The sequence below is a fragment of the Paenibacillus taichungensis genome, assembly GCF_003287275.1.
Taxonomy (GTDB): Bacteria; Bacillota; Bacilli; order Paenibacillales; family Paenibacillaceae; genus Paenibacillus; species Paenibacillus taichungensis_A.
On record NZ_QEVW01000005.1, the window covers coordinates 645,950 to 667,869 of the forward strand.

A 21,920-nucleotide genomic window follows, 5' to 3' on the forward strand; every position below is an offset into this window, starting at 1 on the left:
ATCCTGATCCTCCTTACAAAAAAAAGAGCAAAAAGCAGTCCGGCCGATAAATTCCGCCAGGCGGACCCGCGGGCTGCTCTTTGCTCTTCGTTTGTCTATGCGCTTACGGTAAAGCTCAGGCTTCCGGAAGCTTCAGTCGATCCAGAGCTGCAGATGCAGCCTGTTGTTCGGCTTCCTTTTTGGAACGTCCTGTACCTCTGCCAAGCCGTTCTTGACCCATATGGACCTCGGAGACAAACTCCCGTTCATGGGCAGGGCCCCGTTCCTCAACAATACGGTATTCAAGAGCTCCCATATTGTGATGCTGAGTGAGTTCCTGCAATTCCGTTTTGTAATCGCTCATTTGCAATTTGCTTCCCAGAACGATTAACGGAAATACATGCTGATCCAGAAATGTCCGGACAGGCGCCAATCCCTGATCCAGATATAATGCACCGATGAAAGATTCGAACACATCCGCTAATAAAGCCGGTCTAGTTCGTCCTCCAGTCAGTTCCTCACCTTTACCAAGAAGTACATACTGCCCAAAACCCAACGCTTCAGCAAATTTGACGAGGGAAGGCTCACAGACAATGGATGCCCGCAGCTTAGTTAATTCACCTTCCGGCCGGTTAGGAAACAAATGATACAAGTATTCCGACACAGTCAGTTCCAGTACCGCATCGCCTAGAAACTCCAGACGTTCGTTATCCTGATGCTGACTGAACCGGTGTTCGTTTACATAAGAAGCATGGGTAAACGCTTGTTTTAAAAGCTGCCTGTTGTCAAATTTGATTTGAAGTTTGTGTTGTAACTGCTTCAGATCTTCACTCAAACGAACTAGCCCCTTATGCTTCAAATTTTTTGAGAATAATGGTGGCATTGTGACCGCCGAACCCAAATGAATTGGACATGGCAATATTGACTTTAGTTTGACGTGGAACGTTTGGAACATAATCCAGATCACATTCCGGGTCCTGATTTTCGAGGTTAATCGTTGGAGCAAGCGTCTGATGTGTCAGCGACAATCCGCAGATTACGGCTTCCACGCCACCAGCAGCACCAAGCATATGACCTGTCATCGATTTGGTAGAACTCACCGCAAGCTTGTACGCATGATCGCCAAACGCTTTTTTGATCGCAAGCGTTTCGGATCTGTCACCTACAGGTGTTGATGTACCATGTGCATTGATATAGTCCACTTCTTCTGGTTCGATACCCGCATTACGCAGAGCCATCTTCATGCAACGAGCTGCTCCGTCCGGATCAGGCTCCGTCATGTGATGTGCATCGCCAGTGAGACCGTAACCAATCACTTCGCCATAGATTCGTGCACCACGTTTTTGAGCATGTTCAAGGGATTCAAGGATCAGAACTCCCGCGCCCTCGCCCATAACAAACCCGTCACGTTCCGTATCAAAAGGACGGCTCGACTTCGCCGGATCATCGTTACGTGTAGACATGGCACGCATTGCACAGAACCCAGCCAGACCGGTTGGTCTAATGGTTGCTTCCGCACCGCCACAAATCATTGCATCCGCATCACCGTTTGCAATCAGCTTGAAGGAATCTCCAATGGAGTGTGTTCCTGTAGCACAGGCCGTTACCACGTTGATGTTTGGACCTTTCGCCCCGAGAGAAATCGACATCTGGCCAGAAGCCATGTTGGAGATCATCATCGGAATGAAAAATGGGCTTACACGTTTAGGACCTTTTTGCAGCAATGCATTATGTTGGTCCTCCCAAGTACCCAATCCACCGATACCCGATCCGATCGACACACCGAAACGCTCTGCATCAATATTCTCGTCAATTTTCAGACCACTGTCTTCAACGGCTTTGAAGCCAGCTGCTACAGCGAACTGAACAAAACGGTCCATCTTACGTGCATCTTTGCGATCCATGTACTCTTCCGGGTTGAAATCCTTGATCTCGGCTGCAATTTGAGTGGTGTATTCACTTACATCAAACGCCTCAATCTGAGAGATTCCGGACTTGCCTGCCATTAAACTGCCCCAGAACGTTTCCAAATCTTTTCCGAGCGATGTCATTACGCCCATTCCGGTAATTACAACTCTTTGTTTCAAACCGACTCACCTCTATATCGACTGCATTACGCAAGTATTTTGTGGGAATATCCGCAAACAGACGTCTAGCCAAACAGGACCCGAAGATCCGTTTGACCTGCGCCGCTTGCGGAATGAGAAAAACCAATGAATGATGAGAAGTCCCGCCTGTTCGAAAACAGGTGCGGGACTGAATTGACTTTAGGTATGAGATTGTATGTAGTTTACAACTTCACCTACGGTCGTGATTTTTTCTGCATCTTCATCAGAGATTTCCAAATCGAATTCATCTTCCAATTCCATGACCAATTCCACTACATCCAAAGAATCAGCACCCAAATCTTCTTTGAAAGATGCTTCAAGTGTAACTTCAGCTTCGTCTGCGCCCAAGCGGTCGACGACGATGCGTTTTACACGCTCCAATACATCGGACATCCGGTTCACCTCCTCCTTGGTATTATACGAGAATCGCAGGCAAAATGCCATAGAAGACATATGCGGCTCCCGGCCGGGGAACCCGGCCTTTTTCCGGCATTTCGGATCGTCCAGCGCCTGTTCCCCGACTATTGTTCAAGTCCGGGAAGAATTACATGTACATGCCACCATCAACATGCAGTGTCTGCCCTGTCATATAAGATGAAGCTTCTGAAGCCAGGAACGTGACAACACCGGCGATTTCATCCGGCTGGCCCAGACGGGACAACGGAATACCGTTCAACATGTTGTCCACGATCTCCTGGGACAATTCCTTCGTCATATCGGTCTCAATAAATCCTGGTGCAACGCAGTTAACTGTGATGCCGCGGGAGGCAAGCTCACGTGCAGATGCCTTCGTCAAACCGATGACCCCTGCCTTGGCAGCAACATAGTTTGCTTGTCCAGCATTTCCGAGCACACCCACAACAGAGGAGATATTGATAATTCTACCAGACCGTTGTTTCATCATTGGACGCGTAACCGCCTTAAGACAGTTAAACACCCCTTTGAGATTGGTTTCGATTACCTGATCAAATTCCTCTTCTTTCATTCGCATGATCAGATTATCACGGGTAATTCCAGCATTGTTGACGAGAATATCAACATTGCCCCACGCTTCAATCGTTGCTTTGACCATTTGTTCGGCTTCATCCATCTGGCCAACATTTGCTTGAATCGTAATTGCCTGGACACCTTTGGCGCGAATCGCTTCCGCTACTTCCTCAGCTGCCGCTTGACTACCCGCATAATTCACGGCCACGTTGGCGCCTGCCTCAGCCAAAGCGAGTGCAATACTGCGCCCGATACCTCGGGATGCACCGGTAACGAGCGCATTTTTGCCTTGTAATGGTTTAGACATAATCATTCCTCCTTTCCCCAAATCTAATCATTGTTAATCAAATTAGTGCAGCTGCCGTTGCTTCGAGCGTCTCAAGACTGTTTACATTGTACAGTTTAACGGTTTTATCTGTTTTTTTAATCAAACCTGTTAACACACTGCCAGAGCCAATCTCGATAAAGGTATCTACACCTTGCTCAATAAGCCATGTCACACTGTCTTCCCATAAAACCGGAGAATAGACCTGAGCTGTCAATAAATCCTGAACCTTACCGTCCTCAACAGGTCTCGCAGTCACATTCGCGACTACAGGGACCGCCCCTGGTGAGAACGAAACAGTTTTTAGTTTTTCAGCCAGCTTCTCTGCTGCACCCTTCATTAAGGAAGAATGGAACGGACCGCTTACTTCAAGTGTGATGGCACGTTTGCCGCCTGCTTCTTTAACCCGTTCAGCGACAGCAGCTACCCCTTCCTTCACACCTGAAATTACGATTTGTCCCGGACAGTTGATGTTCGCAAGTTCAACTGCATGACCACTTTCGGATACGTCCCGGCAAAGCACCCCCAGCGCTTCCCGATCCGCACCCAATACCGCAGCCATCGCACCCTGTCCACCAGGAACAGCCTGTTCCATATATTGACCGCGTGCCCGCACAATGCTTACTGCGTCCGCAAACGAAAGAACGCCCGCCGCGACCAGTGCACTGTATTCACCCAGGCTGTGTCCGGCCATATAATCAGGCTGAATCCCTTTTTCTTTAAAAGCCTCAAGCAATGCAATACTTGCTGTCAGCAGAGCCGGTTGCGTATTTGATGTCTGTTTCAACTCGGTCTCTGGTCCCTCAAAAACAAGATTGCTCAGCGAGAAACCCAGCGTTTCATCGGCTGTACGAAAAATCTCTGTTGCCGCAGGCACAGACTCATGTGCGTCCTTGGCCATGCCCACAGTCTGCGATCCCTGTCCGGGAAATACAAATGCTATTTTACCCATCCAATTTATCTCTCCCAGCTGTCTAGTTTACCAAACGAGTACCGATGCGCCCCACGTCAATCCGCCACCAAAACCAACCATAAGCACGGTATCTCCGGCTTTCATGCGGCCTTCTTCAGCAGCTTCTACCAAAGCAAGCGGAATGGAGGCTGCAGATGTGTTGGCGTATTTATCCACATTGACTACAACTTTCTCTTCAGGAAGCTCAAGTCGCTGCATTGCGGATTGGATAATCCGGATATTGGCTTGGTGAGGAACAAACAGATCCACGTCCGTACGCTCCAGGCCAGCCTTGCGCAGTACTTCGATTGTCGCTGTACCCATCACCCGTACTGCAAATTTAAACACTTCACGGCCATTCATGTAAATGTAATGTTTTTTGTTCTCAACTGTTTCTACGGATGCCGGCAGACGTGAACCTCCGCCCTCCATTTGAAGCAGGCTTCCGCCCGCACCTTCAGCTCCGAGATCGAATGATTTGAATCCACGGCCTTCTGGCACTTCACCAACGATTACCGCGCCCGCTCCGTCGCCAAACAGCACACAGGTATTACGGTCGGTATAGTCAGTAATACGAGACAAACAATCTGCACCAATAACAAGTGCATTATTGTACATGCCGCTTTGGATAAAGCTCGTTGCTGTTGCCAGACCGTATACAAATCCGGAGCAGGCAGCAGACAAGTCAAATGCCGCAGCGCCCTTGGCACCAAGCTTATCTTGCAAAATACAAGCAGTAGAAGGGAAAGAAGAATCCGGTGTAATAGTTGCCACAATAATCAGATCAAGATCACTGCCAGTCATGCCAGCAGATTCAAGCGCTTTAATAGCTGCCTCGTATGCCAGATCCGAAGTCGCCTGATCCGGTGCAGCAATGTGACGTTCCTTGATTCCTGTACGACTGACAATCCACTCATCATTCGTATCGACCATTTTCTCCAAATCGCTGTTTGTCAAAATTTTCTCAGGCACATATTTACCTGTACCGATAACCCCTACCGGGCGCAAATTATTCATGTCGTCACTCACTTCCCGCTAATTTCCTTAGATATGCTCTCCACCAGCTGGTTCTGTACTGCAATCCGTGCTTGGCGCACAGCATTTTTGATGGCATTGCCATCAGCCGATCCATGACTTTTCACCACAAGTCTGCTCAAACCGAGGAGTGGTGCACCGCCATGCTCGGTATAATCCAGTTTCCGTTTCAAACCGCGCAGCTCAGGCATAAGCACAGCAGCAGCCAGTTTGCTTTTGAGCGACGATGAGAATTGTTCCTTAAGCAAAGCGAAAATGGCACCCGCTGTGCCTTCAAGAGATTTGAGCAATATATTCCCGGCAAATCCATCACATACAAGCACATCACATGCGCCTGTAAGCACATCGCGGGCCTCTACGTTACCAACAAAACGAATTGGAAGTTGCTCGAGCAACGGATAGGCATGTTTAGTCAACTCATTCCCCTTACCCGGCTCCGTTCCCACATTGAGCAGGCCCACTCTTGGTGACGCGATTCCCTGCACTTTTTGTCGATACAAGCTTCCCATCAGACCATACTGTGCGAGGTGTTCCGGTTTGGCATCCATATTCGCACCGAGATCAAGTGCAAGTACACCCACATCATCGATCGTTGGAATCATGGGCGCAAGCGCCGGGCGTTCAATACCTTCCATACGACCAACCACAAGCAAACCGGCTGTCATCAGCGCTCCGGTATTTCCCGCAGAGATCATGGCGTCTGCTTCGCCTTCCTTAAGCATACGACCTGCAACCACCATGGAGGCATCCTTCTTGCGACGGACTGCCTTCACCGGTTCATCATCCGAACCAATCACTTCGGAAGCATGCCGAATGGTCAGATTAGCAGGTTTGGCACCTGACTGACTCAGAAGAGGTTCCAGCTTGGCTTCATCGCCGACCAGGACGATCTGTGTATCCGCCCATTCCGTAGCCGCGGCGATCGCACCTTCTACTGTTGCAGCAGGTGCGTTATCGCCTCCCATGGCATCAATGACGATTTTCATCCCAAATGACCTCCTTCTACGCTGTCTTCTCCACCTGAACGGTAGATTACAAAGTTGCCTTGAAACACCATTTCTTCACCCACATAAGTAAACACTTCCACTTTAGCTTTGCCCTTTTGACCCGAGATTGATCGCACATAGGCCTTCGCAATACATTTTTCAGACAAATGGACTGAACGGACAAAACGAATGTCTGCGGAAGCTGTCAAAGCAATCTCGTCATTAATAACGGCTACTGCCAACGAGTTGGCCTGTGCAAAAACATAGTGCCCCCGAGCAATGCCCGTTCTTGAAAATACATGTTCTTCCTTAATCTCAAACAAGGATATCCCGCTCTTGTCCAGCTGCAAGTCCACAATATCACCGATAATCTCATGCAGGGGCAAGGAGCGCACCTGGTCATAGGAACGCTCCGCCATCAGTTTCATCCGTTCCCGAAGCTCGGGAATCCCAAGCTCCAGTCTGTCGAGACGAATCGTCTGAATACTCACCTTCAATTGGCGTGTAAGTTCCTGATCCGTCACAAACGGGTTGTCTTCGATCATTTTGGTTAACTGCTGCTGCCTCTGTCTCTTCGGTACACGTTCGATGCCTGACACCCCCCGCTGTATCGTTTAAGGAACCGCCTAATCCGGTCAGTTCAATATATTTTTTTCACGTTGCTTCTATAGTTACACCCCTGTTCAGCAGGGTCGTTCACACGAATCATGGTACATGTTTATGTAACGTCAAATCTTAGAACCTGGTACTAAACTATAGTATATCTCATCCCGCTTCAAAAAGAAAGGCTGGCTGTACAAAAACAATCCTGCCTTGCGGAGCCTGGCTTCACAGCCCTGAACACAATCAATAGCGAGCCTTACTAAAATATCAAAACGTATATTGAACTTAGTTCAAGAAGATAGAATACAGGTAGAAGTGGTCATTCTTACGACGTTATAGTCTAAAAAAAGTAGCACCTCATCGAAATGAAGTGCTACTTAATGTCTAGCTATTATTGAGAGATGATCTCTCTTGCTTTGTACGTTCCGCACACTTTGCACACGTGGTGACTAAGTTTAAGTTCGCCACATTGTTCACATTTCACCATGCCCGGTACAGCCAATTTAAAGTGAGTGCGACGTTTGTCGCGACGCGTCTTGGACGTTCTCCGTTGAGGTACTGCCATTATTCCCACCTCCTTATCAAAATCAACCTTTGCAGGTAGTTGTTACAATGTTCGATTTTCACTCATGCTCATTTAAAAAAATCCTTGAGCCCTGCAAGCCGCGGATCGATAACTTGGTTATCACAACCGCAGTCACCTTCGTTCAGCTCATGGCCACACTTGGGGCATAACCCTTTGCATGTATCGCTGCATAGCGGTATAAACGGAAGATCCAGCAGAAAAGCTTCCTCGGCATAACCTTTCAGATCAACGCTCTCTCCATCCACGTAGAAAGTATCATCGTCTTCGGGCAATTCCTCTGGCTGTTTCCCCTGCTTGAATTGCTCATGAAAATCAATATGAAAATGTTCATTAATCGGCTTAAGACACCGGGAGCATAACATGTCCACTCCTACTGTCAGTTTGCCATGAACATCCACAACGTCGCCCTCTCTCTGTTCTGCAGATAAATCCGCAGTCAGCGGGGTAACGGCTGTGATATCCTGTCGGTTAGAAACCAGTTCCTTAATATCCCACTGTTCATTGAACTGCAGGGGGCGGTCACTGGTAGCCACTTTGCGAAATGGCATTAACATTTCCCATCACTCCAAACGAAACCAATCTCATAATATAAGTTAAACGCCTTACGACAGTTATACAGGTCAAGCCTGACTCTTGCAACACATCATATTCCTGACTGTATGTATTCTGACGAATCATCGTTAAAAGTATTATGAAATTGACTTAACAAACAAAAATCATTATACCGATTTTTCAAGACGTTTGTCAACACTTTTAACTTTACACCCTTATTTGAAAATGACGAGCCTAATCCGCATTCAATCTCTGATACATTATAGGCTTACTGTAAGTTAAACTACAAGTCATGCATTTTGAGGGTGGGTTCCGGCTATATCGACCAGCAGGATTCTTCTCTTTCCCGGTGTATGTACTGCGATATGATTTGAACAAAGGTATCTCCATGTCCTATTATGGAACAAGATGAGCTCGTATATTATCGGGCTAGGAGTGAAGGATTGAACCGCAAATGAATATTGACCGAAAGGAGCGCGTTCTCATTATGAAAGCCGTTGGCGTCATTGTTGAATATAACCCTTTACATAACGGACATGTCTATCATCTTAGTGAAGCCAGACGGCTCAGTGGAGCAGACGCTGTTGTGGCTGTGATGAGCGGCCCTTTCCTCCAGCGCGGCGAACCCGCCATCGTGGGCAAAAGGGCACGCACTGAGATGGCGCTGCATGCTGGCGCCGATCTGGTGCTTGAACTGCCGGTTGCCTATGCTGTACAACCGGCCGAGTGGTTCGCCTTTGGTGCGGTGTCCCTGCTGCACCGCACAGGCGTGGTGGACTCGCTCTGCTTCGGCAGCGAGTCCGGCGACCTGGACAGCCTGCAGCGCATTGCGCGCGTGCTGGCTGTGGAGCCCGCAGGGCTGCGCGAGCATATCGCGCGCCGCCTGCGGGAAGGCGCCAGCTACCCCGCCGCATACGCAGGTGCGGCGGCAGCGCTGGCGCCTGGCGGCGTCGATGCGGACGACGCCGCTGCACTGCTGGGGCAGCCCAACAATTCGCTTGGGCTGCACTACCTGATCGCGCTGCAACGGCTAGGCAGCGCGATCAGGCCCTTTACGGCGGCGCGTACCGGTGCCGCGTATCATCAGGCGACGCCCGGACCGGGTGCGATCGCCAGTGCAACTGCCGTCCGCCGCCTGCTGATGGCGGACGGGCCCGAAGCCGCCGCGCCGTACGTGCCGGCGGCAACCCTTGCCATTCTGCGGCGCGAATGGCAGGAAGGGAGCGCTCCCGTGCACTGGGAGTGCTTGGCGCAGCCGCTGCTGCACATTGCGGCCACACGCCGTACCTCCGAGCTGGAACAGATCGCCGAGGTCACGGAAGGACTCGAACACAGGCTGAGCCGTACACTTGCTCAACTTTCGGAGCCTTCAGTCGAGGCGTTGCTGAACGCACTCAAGACGAAACGCTACACACGCACAAAGCTACAGCGTATGCTGACCCATTTGCTGCTGAATCATACCAAGGCCGAATGTTCGCCCGAGAAGCTGGCTGAAGGGCCAGCATACCTTCGTGTGCTGGGCTTTAATGCACAAGGACAGAGCCTCTTGAAACAGATGAAAAAGACGGCTACTCTGCCTGTACTGCTGAAACCATCAACCTTTGTTCATAACCAGTTGGAACTGGATATACAAGCTCAGGCAGCATATGCACTTGCCTGCGAACACACCGATACACGTATGATGTACAGCGACTACTATGACCCGCCTGTAAGGCTCTAACTCTACGTTCAGACCTATACATAGCTGGTTCAACATTAACGATTCGAAGCACCAACGACTCACAAGCTTTTGCCGGAGCCAGCGCTTAACCATCATTTGATGCAATTCTGATTTATTATTATAAAATCGATTGATCAGACTCGCGTTGATCATGCGTTATTTTATATCGATCACTCACACAAAATCCCCCTACTGCACACCGATTCAGCATCGTTGCAATAGGGGGATTTCGCATCATCCTGATATTCTTTTAGTCTTGCTGTTCACTGATAATGATCCTTTTAGGATTTGACAGACAAGGTTTTCAGATAAGCCAGCGCATCATCCAGCGTGCTGACAGGAATGAGTTTCATTTTGGTGCCGATCTGTTCAGCCTTGGCTTCAGCTTCTTTATAATTGTCCTTCGGCACAAAGAAAAACTCTGCATCTTTCCGGTCTGCCGCAACAATTTTGTGCACAACGCCACCAATTGCGCCAACCACTCCTTCTTTGTTAATGGTGCCTGTGCCAGCAATCCGGTGACCTTTCGTCAGATCTCCAGGGGTCAACTGATTGTAAATCTCCAGGGTGAACATCAGTCCAGCAGATGGACCACCTACCTGAGTATCCGTGAAGGATATCTGTTTATCCGGATCTTCTGCTTTCACTTTCTGAACCGCTCCGATCATGACACCCAGTGCCGGGCGAACTTCACCGGTTTTACTATCTTTCACTTCAATTAGTTGAACGTCGCGGCTGATCGTCTCTCCGCCTCGCTCCAATTGCATCTCAACCGTATCTCCGACCCTTTTGTTCTTTAACTGCTCAGACAACACTGTATTGTCCGGAGTTGCCGTTCCGTCTACACCCAAAATAATATCTCCGGGCTCAATATCTCCCTTAGGTTTTGGATCTTCGGACAGCCCAAATACAAAAATATGCTCAGGAACAATGGAGTATTTCACTCCCGCCTGCTCATAAGCCGCCTCCATGGCCGAGGATTGTGAATCACTCATGAACCAGACCTGTTCGGCAGAATATTCCGCTTCGCTTTTGCCGCGCAGCCGATCTTCTTTTTTATCCACTTGTGCATTTCGATTAAACAAGGAGGTTCCTAGCAAAAACACATTGGCGTATGATGCCGACACTGTCGTCATCATAAAAACTCCGCGTTCTTCCTTATCCCCCTCTTTCACGGTAACCATGGGTTTTACTTCGTCGGCACTACCAGGCATATAAATAATATATGGCGTTGGCATATACACCGCAACATAGACGACCAGAGCCACCACGATCACAAAGATCGAAGCTCTGAATCCGCCAGATTTCCGAATCCGATTCATTGCATGAGCCCCCGTTCTTTGCGTATCTTTCAATAATTATAAGTCTAACACTCTCATGCTTTTGCATACAATGGTACAGGCCGGATAGGCCGCTGTTTACAGCAGCTTATCCGGTCAAGGCCGAAGCGTCCACGGACGTCATTCGGCCGTCCACAACTAATCCTGGCCGAGTGTATGCGGCACGATCCATATGAGGTGAAACAATGACAATGCAGAGCGAAGTTACGGGCTCTGGACCGTTACGAACGGTACTTATGAGTACAGGCGCTTTATTGCTGGTAATTGCAGTAGTTGTATCTCCGAAAGATTCATTCGATGCCTCTATTCAAGGTTTGGATATCTGGTGGAAAATCATCTTTCCAGCCATGCTTCCATTCCTGATGTTATCCCAAATGCTGACTGCATTCGGCTTTACCCACGCACTTGGCGTCTTATTAGGGCCATTAATGCAGCGGTGGTTCCGTCTGCCAGGCAAAGCCGGACTGGCTGTTGTTGTCGGCATGTGCGGCGGCTTTCCGGCAGGAGCAGATACCGCCTCGCGCCTAGTGCAGGATCAACAAATTACCGCCAAACAGGCGGGCATTGTCGCAGCAGCATCTCATTTCGCCAATCCATTGATGATTATACTTGTCATCGGTGCAGCTTTTCTTCACCAGCCTGCTGCCGGATATTTCCTTCTGATCGTTCACTGGGTTAGTGGCTGGATTGCCACTATGATCGGAGTACGACTCGTACCCAAGGAATCAAAAGGGGAAAAACCCTCAACTTCAACCCCTTCTTCGTATAAACGACGGAGCCTATGGTCACAAATGATGCTTGCAGCGCGTGAAGCCCAGGAACGTGACGGACGCGGGTTCGGCAAATTGCTTGGTGACACGGTCTCCCAAGCTGTGCAAACCTTAATGATGACCGGAGGATATATGATTGTGTTTGCCGTGTTTGTTCGGCTTCTCACCCTCTATATCACCCCCGGTACTTCAGTTGCTTTTTGGCCCTCACTTCTGGAACTCCATCTCGGAACTTATCATCTGAGTCAGAGCCCACTGACACCCGTTCTGCTAATGTCTTTGCTTGCAGCTGTTCTCGGCTGGGGAGGTCTATGCTCTCATCTGCAAGTCTCCGCCGTGCTGAAAGCTGCTGGACTTGCCGCAACATCCATGTTGTATTTTGCCGGAATCCGCCTGCTTCATGCATTGGTTGCATTTTTCATCAGCTTGCTGCTGTGGCTGCCTTTCAGCCGTTACAGCTCCGAAGTCTGGGCCACGTTTCAGAACAATTCGGGCAATGGTTTGGCACCATTCCTAACCAAGCAGTCCCTGGTAGGCATGAACACCTCTGACATCATCGATGCCGTCTGGATTGGCTTCCCTGCTGCCTGTATCGGTCTGGCAATGCTGCTCACCGTCATGATCTGCCTATCCGGGCTGACCTTCTGGTTTAACCGCCGGTTTTCTCGCTAATTTTCTGACGCAGTGCGGCTTCCACTTCAGGTGAGACCAGATCGGTGACATCTCCGTGGTAGTGGGCAATTTCCTTGACGATGCTGGAGCTCAGATAAGAATATTTCGGATTGGTCATCATAAAAATGGTTTCCGCATCCGGATTTAACTTGCTGTTCGTCGAAGCCAGCTGGAGCTCATATTCAAAATCCGTCACCGAGCGGATACCACGGACAATGACCTGAGCATCTTTTTGCCGTACATAATTTGCCGTCAGATCACGGAAGCTATCCACCTCCACATTAGGCAGATGACTCGTGACTTCCGTAATAAGACTCTTGCGTTCTTCCACCGTAAATAATGGATTTTTGCTCATATTGTTCAATACAGCCACGATGACGCGATCGAACTGCTTCGACGCCCGAGCAATAATGTCCAGATGGCCCATGGTTACCGGATCAAAACTGCCTGGATATACGGCAATTCGTTCCTGACGATGTATCATTTCACTCATGAGGAGCCTCCTCTTCTGCTGTGCTGGGTTCTCCATCTTCTGTTTTTGCAGCAGTTGCGTAATGATAGATGGATACAGCTGTCTCCCCATACAATGCCTTGCGCGTTTGTTCAAACGGGCCGAATTGCTCAGGGTAATGATATTTGGATTCATATTCAAGCACGATGGTCGCTTCCGGTTCAAGCAGATCCAGTTCGTGCATCATAAGCATTAACTCGTCCCCATTTTTCATACGGTAGGGCGGATCAAGAAATACGAGATCAAATTGTGTGCTTCGCTTGGCGAGCGCCTTCAATGCACGACTGGCATCATTCCGGTATATGGCCGCCTGATCTTCCAGCTTGGTGGCCTTCAGATTTGCACGGATCACTTCAATACTCTTCGATTCCAAGTCAACAAAAACAGCCTTGTCCATGCCGCGGCTCAGCGCCTCAATACCGAGACCTCCACTGCCCGCAAACAGATCCAATGCTGTACCGCCCTCAAAATACGGGCCAATCATACTAAACAACGCTTCCTTCACCTTGTCGGTGGTCGGCCGCGTCCCTGTGCCAGGAACAGCCTTCAGCGGTCTGCCTTTCGCACTCCCAGATACCACTCTCACTGATGAGTCACCTTTTCTCTCTATGTAAGTTTATTGATAAAGCTATCGTACCACAATCGGGTTCAGTTTGAAAAATAGTCCGTCTGCTTTGTCGCCGAAATTTTGTTGACGAATTGTTGACGCAAATGTATAAAAAGGAAACTTTCCGGCCATCCTGTAATTATCGACATCACAAGTGTCGTAGACAACCGCGGAGAAGACTTACGTTTCCCCATAAGCTCTTCGTCCGGTTTCTCCTCTCCCATGAAAAAGAAGCTCTCGAAAGAGGGCTTCTTTTTGTTATCATTATTATGTACCAGTACCGCATTGACCAATTATAAATCCGTTGCCCTCAGACAACACTATTCCTCAAACTTCATCCATACTGGCCTCAAATTCAGATGGTAACCATCCAATATCTTCAAGCCATTCTTTCATATCGTTCATAAATTCCACATGATTCAAGTGTTCGATCTTATATTTCTTTAGTTTGTCGCTCAGAAAAGCATAGAAATAATGACTCAGCTCATATCGCTGTCTGCTTTTACTGAACGTTTTATACTGATCCTCACTGACCGTCATATCAAAATAAATCGTATTGTCCTTCTTCGCATATCTGACCGTCGATTTTCTCTCATATTCTTCAGGCAGACATCTGAAAACAAAAAACAGCTCAATGTCACACGCTTGATACTTACTTTCAGCTTTATGAAACACAGGCTGCAATTCATCGGAAAGTACAGCGACTTGTGTTAAGCCTGAGGTGTCTGTCGACTTATCCAGTATCATATTAAAGTCCCTCTTTGTTCATCTCTTTGCTCATCTCTCTGTATTTCCGATTTGAACGGCGCAGGTTAATCATTGAAACCATAAGGAAAACTACAGGCAACAACATATTCCATGACTGATTCTTAATCATCACAATAGCAAAGAACACCATTGCTGCCCATACCACTATTTCAATTGCTTCATGCTTGGTTAACGTACGCTTGAATGCTTTTCTGGAAATGAGACGAATTAGGAAATAAGCGATTAAGCAATAGAATGCACCCATTCCCAGTATGGCAATCAGGACCAACAACATCTCCATGAACATGCCTCTCCTTCACTCCACTCCACTTAATTTCCTTAAATTTTACCATATGAGAAAAAGAGTGTCATCGTAATGAACCCGTCTACACTCTCCACATCACCCCTCATTTACTTCTCTTCACTAATCACTGTCGCGTTATAGATCACAATCCGTTTACCATCTAGATCAAAAAGTACTTTGTTCCCGTATTCCGTATCTTGCAAATCAATCTTACCTTCATATGTCTGAATCAACTCTCCCGAGTCACTGTAGACTTTAACCACACGCTCCAGACCCCCGGCGTTGTTGGACCGCATCGTTTTCAGCGCACGTTCACCTGAAGCCGTGTTGAAATACCAGATTAAGCATCCTACGATGATGCCTAGTATGACGAGAATCGTTACCCATACACCTGTCTTTGCTTTTCTGCTCAAAATTAGCGCCTCCTTTATCCGTGTCCAGTACAGTACGTGACAGGTACGGTAGCGGTTTCATAGCTCACCATCTGAAAACAGCAAACAGAGGCCCCCAACTTGCGGAGACCCCTGTCCTCTAGCTACTTCTTATACAGCTCATACTGCGTTATTGCAGCGCACGAATGACAAATTCAAATTGCAGTTCGCCGTCCGAGGCGATGCGGTACTCCGGATGAACCGGTGCGCCCCAGCTATCGTCGCCACCTACGCCCATTTGTTTGCCGGCTATCGTTACAACCGTATAATGCACCGGAGGCAGCTCATACGCATGTTGTGCATTCTCCAGCTCAAATGCCGTATATAGGGATACATTCAGCTCGACTGGAGCTGCAGCTGATTCAATTTTGAAGCCACGTCCTGCGTTGTCGGTCAATTTGGCCCAACGTACACCCGTACGGTTGCCCGACTCCTGCGGTACAAGATATGGAGCAACGGTATCCGCCACCTTACTGTCATGGATACCCAGACGAGCGCCAAATGCGCGGTCCACATAGTTTTCTTCCGGCCCCATCGCCAGCCATTCCACATTTTCAAACTCCGGTGATGTCTTGAAGGAAAGCGCATGAATCGGGAGATCTGGCAGACCAGCCGTTCCTTTATACGTATTATGCACATGCACACTACCATCTGCACGCACAGTATAAGCGACTTTCACTTGTACATCTGCCGAAATATTAAGTTTGTACGTGAATTCGATCCGATATTGATCCGGGTTTTGTTCTGCTTTCCAGTTCACACATCTAGGCAGCAGACTTGCAGCATACCAAGCCCCAAGCTCGAAGCCCATGGCAGTACCCTTGTCATTATCGGTGGTCGCACGCCAGAACAACGGCATTGGAGGCTGTGCAACCGTCTCTTGACCTGACAGTTTAAGAGATACCAAAGTTCCGAAAGCCTTGGAGAACAGGACATGGGTCTGGCCTGCCCTTACCCCGATATTAACGTCCCCTTCAACGACCTGAATTTCATTTATCAGGTTTAGATCCGACGCAACAGTTTCCGACTTGTCCTGAACAAATACAAACTGTCCAAAGGCAACTTCTTCGCCTTTTTCTGCCCACAATGTTGCTGCTTTTAATACAAACGCGGTATTTACTGCATATTCCCCACCAGCAAGAGACTCCACATCAAGTGGAAGTTTCACAACGGTCTCGCTTTGTGGGCCCACGTTTACCTCCAGCGTTCCACGCAGCACTTCGTGACCTTCACGATCCAGACTGTATACCAGTTCCAATTCAGATGTGTCAGCAAACAAATTATCGTTAACGATTTTCACACCTTCCCGATTCGGGAACAGCTTGATGTTTTGATACAGGAATTTGACTTCCTGCATCTTGGCAGACACTTTGCGGTCTGCATGCACAATGCCGTCTCCACAGAACGAATAGTCCGAAGGACGATCACCGAAATCTCCACCATAAGCAAGGAACTCTTTACCGTAACGATCTTTTTTGAAAATGGCTTGATCAATGTAATCCCAAATGAATCCGCCTTGATACATCGGATATTTATCTTCCAGTTCCGTATACTTATGCATACCGCCAATGGAGTTACCCATGGCATGCATGTACTCACAGCTAATGTATGGCTTTTCCGGATTCGCGTTCAAAAATTCTTCAATGTCCGCCGGTTTGGCATACATCCGTGATTCCATATCACTCGTATCGTTGAAGCGACGATCGTGGAAAACCCCTTCATAGTGGACGAGACGAGTCGGATCTGTTGTTTTAAAATACTGAGACACTTTATAGATCACTTCACCACCATGAGACTCGTTACCACAAGACCAGATCAGAATGGATGGATGGTTTTTATCTCGCTCCACCATCGACACCGCACGATCCATAACGATATCATGCCACTCTGGACGGTCGCCAGGAATAACCCATGAGGGCTCAACTGCACCCAGTTTTTGCCATGATCCGTGCGTCTCCAGGTTCATTTCATCAATCACATACAATCCATATTCATCACACAGTTCATACCATAGGCTTTGGTTTGGATAGTGAGATGTACGAACAGCGTTCATATTGTTTTGTTTAATCGTCTGAACATCCCACAGCATGTCTTCCTTGGTTACAGCACGTCCGCGGCGCGGATTGAATTCGTGACGGTTTACCCCTTTGAAAACAATACGTTTACCGTTGATATGCATTACTTTATCGATCATTTCAAATGTACGGAAGCCAACGGCCTGAGGTACAACCTCCAAGAGCTCGCCCGCTGCATCATATACTTGAATGAACAGACGATACAAGTAAGGAATCTCCGCACTCCACAGGTTTACTTGGCCAACCTCCTCACGAAGACTCACCAGACCATTGGTAACTTCAATACCACCAAATGTTTTCACCGTGTTGCCTTCAGCATCACGCAGTTCAGCCTCCACTTTGGCTCCGACAGCGGCTTTTCCTTCAAGCTTTAGATCCACGTTTAACGTGCCATTGGTATAAGACTTGTCCAGATCCGTCACAATCCGAACATCACGAATATGCGCAGCCGGCACTGTATACAGATACACATCTCTGAAAATGCCGGAGAACCGCCAGAAATCCTGATCTTCCAACCAACTGCCTGTGCTGCGTTGATACACTTCCACAGCCAATTTATTCTCTCCGTCCTGAAGGAATGGTGTCAGGTCAAAATCGGATGGTGTAAAGCTGTCTTCCCCATATCCAACAAACTGTCCGTTAAGCCACACATAGAATGCAGATTCTACACCCTGAAACGAAATATATACCGGACTGTTCTGCCAGCCTGTTGGTAAATGGAATGTGCGCATATAACTACCTACCGGGTTTTGGTCCTGAGGCAATGCAGGTGGACGCAGATCGTTTAAGCCATCCCAAGGATATTGCGTATTTACGTATTGGATCTGACCGTACCCTTGGAGCTGGATATGGCCCGGCACTTCAATATCATCCCAGCCATCACTGGAAAAGTCCTGCTTGTAAAAAGTTTCAGGACGGCTATCCGGACGGATGGCATAATTAAATTTCCATGTTCCGTTAAGATTGTAGCGCATAGCCATCGCACCGGATGCTTTCGCTTCTTCCATAGTGCGGTAATAGCGATGATCTGAGTAAGCGTTAAGGCGGTTTACTTCAAAAATGCTTACATCGCCCAGCCAGTTAATATCTGCATGTGTTGCTTTCATTCGGCTCTCTCTCCCTCTTGAAACAAATATATTTATTACTTATTCAGTACAGATTCTTATTTTCCTTTTAGGAAACAAACATAAACAAACAGAAAGACAGAGGAACACCATGTCAGGCGCCCTCTTCTTTCTCTTCTACATTAACGTCCATTCAGACGATTTGTTGATGATGCATTATTTGACGGAACCAACCATACCTGCGACAAAGTGTTTTTGCATAATGAAGAATACAAGGGCTGTCGGTAATGTCGCGATGACGATGGCGGTCATGATGACACCATAATCCGGTGAATAACTGGAACCGAGGTTCGAGATTAACAGCGGAATCGTCTGTTGGTCTGGCGTTTGCAGCACCACGAGCGGCCACAGGTAGTTATTCCAGCTGCTCATGAATGTGATGATCGCAGCTGCTGCATATGTTGTTTTCATCGTTGGCATGTAGATCTTCAGGAAGATGCCAATTTCGCTCAGACCATCAATTCGGCCAGCTTCAAGCATCTCTTTCGGGAACATTTTGGTGTTCTGACGGAAGAAGAAGATCAGGAATGCTGTCGTAATCGTTGGCAAAATAACGGCAGCCATGGTGTTGATTCCAATAAACGGTGCAAAGCCAGAGATCGTAGCAAACATTCGGTATAAAGGAACCATGAGCGCTGCGAACGGAATCATCATGGACAGCAACAGAATGTTAAATACGATATCACGTGATTTCGTCCGGTATACTTCGAATCCATAACCTGCCAGGGAACCAATCAGCAGAGCAAGAATCGTGGAAATAACGGAAACAATCGCAGAATTTCCAAGAGCCTGTACCAGATTGGTCGAATCCAGCAATTTGCTGAAGTTATCAAGGAAAGCCGATCCAGGAAGCAGTCTGCCTTTGGTGACATCTACAGAAGCATTGGTTGAACTGACAAGCATCCAGAAGAACGGGAAGATGGACACAAATGCAACGATGGACAGAAAGACATATGTGAATATACGTTTTGCTTTTGCTTTAGCCATTTCTCTCACCTGCCACTTTGAACTGGATAATGGACAATACGATAATCATCAGCACGATGGAATACGAAACGGTTGCCGCATATCCGAAGTCCGGTGAATATTTGAACGAAAGGTTATAGATGTACTGGGAGATGGACATCGTCGCATTACCCGGACCACCTTTGGTGATGTTCATAATCTCATCGAAAATTTGCAAAGTACCGATCGTCGATGTAATGGAGGTGAACAGGATAATCGGTTTAAGCAATGGAACGGTAATTTTGAAAAATTGCGTGAATGCATTCGCGCCATCAATCCGTGCAGCTTCATAGATTGACTGATCAATGTTCTGAAGAGATGACAGATAGAAAATCATGTTATATCCGGTCCAACGCCAAGTAACGGCGATTATAATCGTAATTTTAGCCCAGAACGGGTCAGTGATCCATTGAATCGGTTCAGCAATCACGTGTAGATTCATCAGGAATTGGTTAACCATTCCGTCAGAAGAGAACAGATATTTGAATACGACAGAGTACGCAACCAATGAGGTTACACAAGGCAGGAAGATGGCAGTACGGAAGAAGCTGCGGAAGCGCAACGTACTGTCATTCAATAAAACGGAAATAAACAAACCGAGAATAATCATGACAGGCACTTGAATAATCAAGTACAGAAATGTATTGGATACAGCAGTACGGAACGTTGTATCAATAAATAATCTTTTATAGTTAGCTAGGCCCGTAAATTCAAGATTGGCTCCTACACCAGACTTGAACGACAAGAGCAGCGCTTGCAGCATCGGATAGAAGTAAAATGCAACGATCCCGATAACAGCGAGCGATATAAAAGCCCATCCAGTCAAATTATTTTTCTTTTGGAGACTGTCTCCTGTATTCATGGCTTTGGCTTTCACAGTATGGCTCCTCTCTCTCCGTGTAACATGGATAGAACCCAGGGAGCCTTCCACCATGTCCGGGTCGGCTGTTGCTTATGCCAGACAGTGGAACGGCTCCGATGCTTCCTTGGGTTCTATAAGTTACCGTGGATCATCTTAGTTTAATTGTGCTTCAGCTTGTTTCTGTGCATCAGCCAGAACGTCATCAATCGCTTTCCCGTTCAGGAAGTTTTGCATTTCAACAACCAGAATGTCCTCGATGGCATATGTGTTGATACCGTAGTTTACGCTAGGGATTTCTTGTGTCCATTTTGCAAAATCAGCAAATACTTTTTGTCCGCCGAAGAACTCGTCGGCTTTGTCAAACGCTTCGCCTTCTGCCGCCGGTTTGTACGTGCCGATCGCACCAATGTTGTTCAGCAAATCCTGATACAATTGTTTGTCAGAACCGAATGTTTTACCCATGAAATCAGCAGCTTGGTCTGCACCAGCAACGTTATTCATGACGTACCAGGAGCTACCACCCAAGTTGGATGCATGTACGGAATTCGATTGTCCAGCCATTTTAGGAAGCGGAGCTACCGCCCATTTGCCGGATTGGGAAGCTTCTTGACGAACAGATGGTGTAATCCAGTTTCCTGTAGGAATGGTAGCTACATCACCATTGTTGAATGCTGCCACGAATTGGCTCCAGTCGGAGTTCAGCTTAACGACATTTGCGTCCATCATTGCTTTGTAGGTTACAAATGCTTCTTTCAGTGCTGCATTGCCAGCCAGATCAGGTGTTTTGCCATCTTCTTTGGAATACCATGAACCTGCGGATTGAATCATCATACGGATCAGACCCAAGTCATTAGGATCAAGTGTAATCAGATCTTTGCCCGTTTTGGCTTTTACATCTTTACCGATTTTGATGTAATCATCCCATGTGATGTCCTGAAGATCAGCTGCTTTGTAGCCTGCTTGCTCCAGCAAATCTGTTCTGTAGTAGAGACCTGTTACACCAGAGTCAAACGGAACACCAAACTGTTTGCCGTCAAAAGCGGTTGGTCCCAGTTTGTACTCTGCGAAATCGGAAGCTTTAATTGTAGAAGACATATCTTTAAACGCATCAGGGTAAGCGTTCAGGAAACTTTGCGCACGGTAATCTTCAATCAGAACGATGTTCGGTAGGCCGCTGCTTGTTCCCGAGTTCAAACCTGTATTCAGCTTTTGGATAATATCCGCTTGTGCATATTCAATGATGTTGATTTTCAGATCAGGATTTTGTTTTTGATAAGCTTCTTTTGCTGTTTCTAATGCAGCGACGTTAAAAGCTTTATCCCAAGCCCAGATCGTAATTTCATTAGAGGTTTTTTCACCCTCACTTGCCGTGTTCCCTCCACCACCGGAAGAACATGCAGACAACAGCAGGACAGTAACGAGCATCAACACCCACATTTTTTTCAAACGATTCAACTCCCCTTCGACCTCTTTGTGTGTAATTTGTTTGCGTTTTCTGAAAGCGGTTGCTTTCGATATAGTCATCTTATCATTCCCAAATCTTCATTCGTTAGTAATAATTTTGTGTGGATTTGTCATCTTATTGCCACAATGAAAACCTTTACAGAAACCGCTTGCATTAAATTTGTTTTTTTGTAAT

22 protein-coding genes are annotated in these 21,920 nt (G+C 47.6%); 2 read left to right on the plus strand and 20 right to left on the minus strand.

Annotated elements, in window-relative coordinates:
- Window positions 1-115 precede the first annotated feature (115 nt).
- The 10 genes from rnc to DC345_RS08200 all read right to left on the minus strand — a co-directional run bounded on the left by rnc (window position 116) and on the right by DC345_RS08200 (window position 8,115).
- On the minus strand, window positions 116-814 hold the full coding sequence (rnc, locus tag DC345_RS08155) for a ribonuclease III (RefSeq protein ID WP_024630178.1): 699 nt from the start codon (window positions 812-814) through the stop codon (window positions 116-118).
- A 13-nt stretch (window positions 815-827) separates the two neighbouring features.
- Window positions 828-2,066 (minus strand): beta-ketoacyl-ACP synthase II, encoded by a 1,239-nt coding sequence (gene fabF / locus DC345_RS08160; RefSeq protein WP_024630177.1) that lies wholly within the window; start codon window positions 2,064-2,066, stop codon window positions 828-830.
- 180 nt (window positions 2,067-2,246) lie between these two features.
- Window positions 2,247-2,480, minus strand: a complete 234-nt coding sequence (gene acpP, locus DC345_RS08165; protein ID WP_024630176.1) for an acyl carrier protein — start codon at window positions 2,478-2,480, stop codon at window positions 2,247-2,249.
- Between the two features lie 151 nt (window positions 2,481-2,631).
- Window positions 2,632-3,381, minus strand: a complete 750-nt coding sequence (gene fabG / locus DC345_RS08170; protein ID WP_063564667.1) for a 3-oxoacyl-[acyl-carrier-protein] reductase — start codon at window positions 3,379-3,381, stop codon at window positions 2,632-2,634.
- A 37-nt stretch (window positions 3,382-3,418) separates the two neighbouring features.
- Complete coding sequence (gene fabD, locus DC345_RS08175; protein WP_113052658.1) at window positions 3,419-4,351, minus strand: ACP S-malonyltransferase; 933 nt, start codon at window positions 4,349-4,351, stop codon at window positions 3,419-3,421.
- A gap of 27 nt (window positions 4,352-4,378) precedes the next feature.
- On the minus strand, window positions 4,379-5,368 hold the full coding sequence (locus DC345_RS08180) for a beta-ketoacyl-ACP synthase III (protein ID WP_063564927.1): 990 nt from the start codon (window positions 5,366-5,368) through the stop codon (window positions 4,379-4,381).
- 8 nt (window positions 5,369-5,376) lie between these two features.
- Entirely contained in the window at window positions 5,377-6,372 is a 996-nt protein-coding gene (plsX, locus tag DC345_RS08185) for a phosphate acyltransferase PlsX (RefSeq protein ID WP_064639094.1), read from the minus strand.
- Window positions 6,369-6,917 (minus strand): transcription factor FapR, encoded by a 549-nt coding sequence (fapR, locus tag DC345_RS08190; protein ID WP_205525006.1) that lies wholly within the window; start codon window positions 6,915-6,917, stop codon window positions 6,369-6,371. Before fapR ends, plsX begins: the two co-directional genes overlap by 4 nt.
- Before the next feature lie 449 nt (window positions 6,918-7,366).
- Entirely contained in the window at window positions 7,367-7,540 is a 174-nt protein-coding gene (gene rpmF / locus DC345_RS08195; RefSeq protein ID WP_017689233.1) for a 50S ribosomal protein L32, read from the minus strand.
- Between the two features lie 68 nt (window positions 7,541-7,608).
- Window positions 7,609-8,115: a YceD family protein gene (locus tag DC345_RS08200; protein ID WP_113052659.1), complete on the minus strand. Its 507-nt coding sequence runs from the start codon at window positions 8,113-8,115 to the stop codon at window positions 7,609-7,611.
- Window positions 8,116-8,600: 485 nt separating this feature from the next.
- Between DC345_RS08200 and DC345_RS08205 the strand changes: the two genes are divergently transcribed.
- Window positions 8,601-9,833 (plus strand): nucleotidyltransferase, encoded by a 1,233-nt coding sequence (locus tag DC345_RS08205; RefSeq protein ID WP_113052866.1) that lies wholly within the window; start codon window positions 8,601-8,603, stop codon window positions 9,831-9,833.
- Between the two features lie 281 nt (window positions 9,834-10,114).
- Here the strand turns inward: DC345_RS08205 and DC345_RS08210 are convergent, their stop codons facing one another.
- Complete coding sequence (locus DC345_RS08210; RefSeq protein ID WP_113052660.1) at window positions 10,115-11,155, minus strand: SepM family pheromone-processing serine protease; 1,041 nt, start codon at window positions 11,153-11,155, stop codon at window positions 10,115-10,117.
- Between the two features lie 203 nt (window positions 11,156-11,358).
- On the opposite strand from DC345_RS08210, the gene DC345_RS08215 reads away from it, so the two are divergent.
- Window positions 11,359-12,615 carry a nucleoside recognition domain-containing protein gene (locus tag DC345_RS08215; RefSeq protein WP_113052661.1) on the plus strand — a complete coding sequence of 419 codons (1,257 nt, stop codon included), beginning with the start codon at window positions 11,359-11,361 and terminating at the stop codon, window positions 12,613-12,615.
- On the opposite strand, the gene coaD is transcribed toward DC345_RS08215, so the two are convergent.
- From coaD to DC345_RS08265, 9 genes are all read right to left on the minus strand, one after another.
- Window positions 12,593-13,099 carry a pantetheine-phosphate adenylyltransferase gene (coaD, locus tag DC345_RS08220; protein ID WP_090807427.1) on the minus strand — a complete coding sequence of 169 codons (507 nt, stop codon included), beginning with the start codon at window positions 13,097-13,099 and terminating at the stop codon, window positions 12,593-12,595. The two genes, DC345_RS08215 and coaD, sit on opposite strands and share 23 nt — an antisense overlap.
- A gap of 1 nt (window position 13,100) precedes the next feature.
- Complete coding sequence (gene rsmD, locus DC345_RS08225; RefSeq protein WP_113052662.1) at window positions 13,101-13,712, minus strand: 16S rRNA (guanine(966)-N(2))-methyltransferase RsmD; 612 nt, start codon at window positions 13,710-13,712, stop codon at window positions 13,101-13,103.
- 348 nt (window positions 13,713-14,060) lie between these two features.
- On the minus strand, window positions 14,061-14,480 hold the full coding sequence (locus DC345_RS08235; RefSeq protein ID WP_113052664.1) for a hypothetical protein: 420 nt from the start codon (window positions 14,478-14,480) through the stop codon (window positions 14,061-14,063).
- 1 nt (window position 14,481) lies between these two features.
- Window positions 14,482-14,781: a hypothetical protein gene (locus tag DC345_RS08240; protein WP_113052665.1), complete on the minus strand. Its 300-nt coding sequence runs from the start codon at window positions 14,779-14,781 to the stop codon at window positions 14,482-14,484.
- A gap of 110 nt (window positions 14,782-14,891) precedes the next feature.
- Entirely contained in the window at window positions 14,892-15,197 is a 306-nt protein-coding gene (locus tag DC345_RS08245) for a hypothetical protein (protein ID WP_113052666.1), read from the minus strand.
- 148 nt (window positions 15,198-15,345) lie between these two features.
- Window positions 15,346-18,396, minus strand: a complete 3,051-nt coding sequence (lacZ, locus tag DC345_RS08250) for a beta-galactosidase, LacZ type (protein WP_113052667.1) — start codon at window positions 18,394-18,396, stop codon at window positions 15,346-15,348.
- Window positions 18,397-18,570: 174 nt separating this feature from the next.
- Complete coding sequence (locus DC345_RS08255; RefSeq protein WP_113052668.1) at window positions 18,571-19,401, minus strand: carbohydrate ABC transporter permease; 831 nt, start codon at window positions 19,399-19,401, stop codon at window positions 18,571-18,573.
- Window positions 19,394-20,281 (minus strand): carbohydrate ABC transporter permease, encoded by an 888-nt coding sequence (locus tag DC345_RS08260; RefSeq protein WP_072733438.1) that lies wholly within the window; start codon window positions 20,279-20,281, stop codon window positions 19,394-19,396. The genes DC345_RS08255 and DC345_RS08260 overlap by 8 nt, the downstream gene beginning before the upstream one ends.
- Window positions 20,282-20,434: 153 nt before the next feature.
- Complete coding sequence (locus DC345_RS08265) at window positions 20,435-21,718, minus strand: ABC transporter substrate-binding protein (RefSeq protein WP_397333652.1); 1,284 nt, start codon at window positions 21,716-21,718, stop codon at window positions 20,435-20,437.
- Window positions 21,719-21,920 lie beyond the last annotated feature (202 nt).

Bases quoted from the DNA above. Each gene is read 5' to 3' on its own strand.
- DC345_RS08215 (WP_113052661.1), top strand. From the start codon at position 11,359: ATGACAATGCAGAGCGAAGTTACGGGCTCTGGACCGTTACGAACGGTA.
- fapR (WP_205525006.1), bottom strand. From the start codon at position 6,917: ATGATCGAAGACAACCCGTTTGTGACGGATCAGGAACTTACACGCCAA.
- lacZ (WP_113052667.1), bottom strand. From the start codon at position 18,396: ATGAAAGCAACACATGCAGATATTAACTGGCTGGGCGATGTAAGCATT.
- acpP (WP_024630176.1), bottom strand. From the start codon at position 2,480: ATGTCCGATGTATTGGAGCGTGTAAAACGCATCGTCGTCGACCGCTTG.
- DC345_RS08180 (WP_063564927.1), bottom strand. From the start codon at position 5,368: ATGAATAATTTGCGCCCGGTAGGGGTTATCGGTACAGGTAAATATGTG.
- fabG (WP_063564667.1), bottom strand. From the start codon at position 3,381: ATGTCTAAACCATTACAAGGCAAAAATGCGCTCGTTACCGGTGCATCC.
- plsX (WP_064639094.1), bottom strand. From the start codon at position 6,372: ATGAAAATCGTCATTGATGCCATGGGAGGCGATAACGCACCTGCTGCA.
- DC345_RS08200 (WP_113052659.1), bottom strand. From the start codon at position 8,115: ATGTTAATGCCATTTCGCAAAGTGGCTACCAGTGACCGCCCCCTGCAG.
- fabD (WP_113052658.1), bottom strand. From the start codon at position 4,351: ATGGGTAAAATAGCATTTGTATTTCCCGGACAGGGATCGCAGACTGTG.
- DC345_RS08235 (WP_113052664.1), bottom strand. From the start codon at position 14,480: ATGATACTGGATAAGTCGACAGACACCTCAGGCTTAACACAAGTCGCT.
- DC345_RS08260 (WP_072733438.1), bottom strand. From the start codon at position 20,281: ATGAATACAGGAGACAGTCTCCAAAAGAAAAATAATTTGACTGGATGG.
- DC345_RS08205 (WP_113052866.1), top strand. From the start codon at position 8,601: ATGAAAGCCGTTGGCGTCATTGTTGAATATAACCCTTTACATAACGGA.
- rpmF (WP_017689233.1), bottom strand. From the start codon at position 7,540: ATGGCAGTACCTCAACGGAGAACGTCCAAGACGCGTCGCGACAAACGT.
- DC345_RS08240 (WP_113052665.1), bottom strand. From the start codon at position 14,781: ATGGAGATGTTGTTGGTCCTGATTGCCATACTGGGAATGGGTGCATTC.
- DC345_RS08265 (WP_397333652.1), bottom strand. From the start codon at position 21,718: ATGTGGGTGTTGATGCTCGTTACTGTCCTGCTGTTGTCTGCATGTTCT.
- DC345_RS08255 (WP_113052668.1), bottom strand. From the start codon at position 19,401: ATGGCTAAAGCAAAAGCAAAACGTATATTCACATATGTCTTTCTGTCC.
- DC345_RS08210 (WP_113052660.1), bottom strand. From the start codon at position 11,155: ATGAATCGGATTCGGAAATCTGGCGGATTCAGAGCTTCGATCTTTGTG.
- coaD (WP_090807427.1), bottom strand. From the start codon at position 13,099: ATGATACATCGTCAGGAACGAATTGCCGTATATCCAGGCAGTTTTGAT.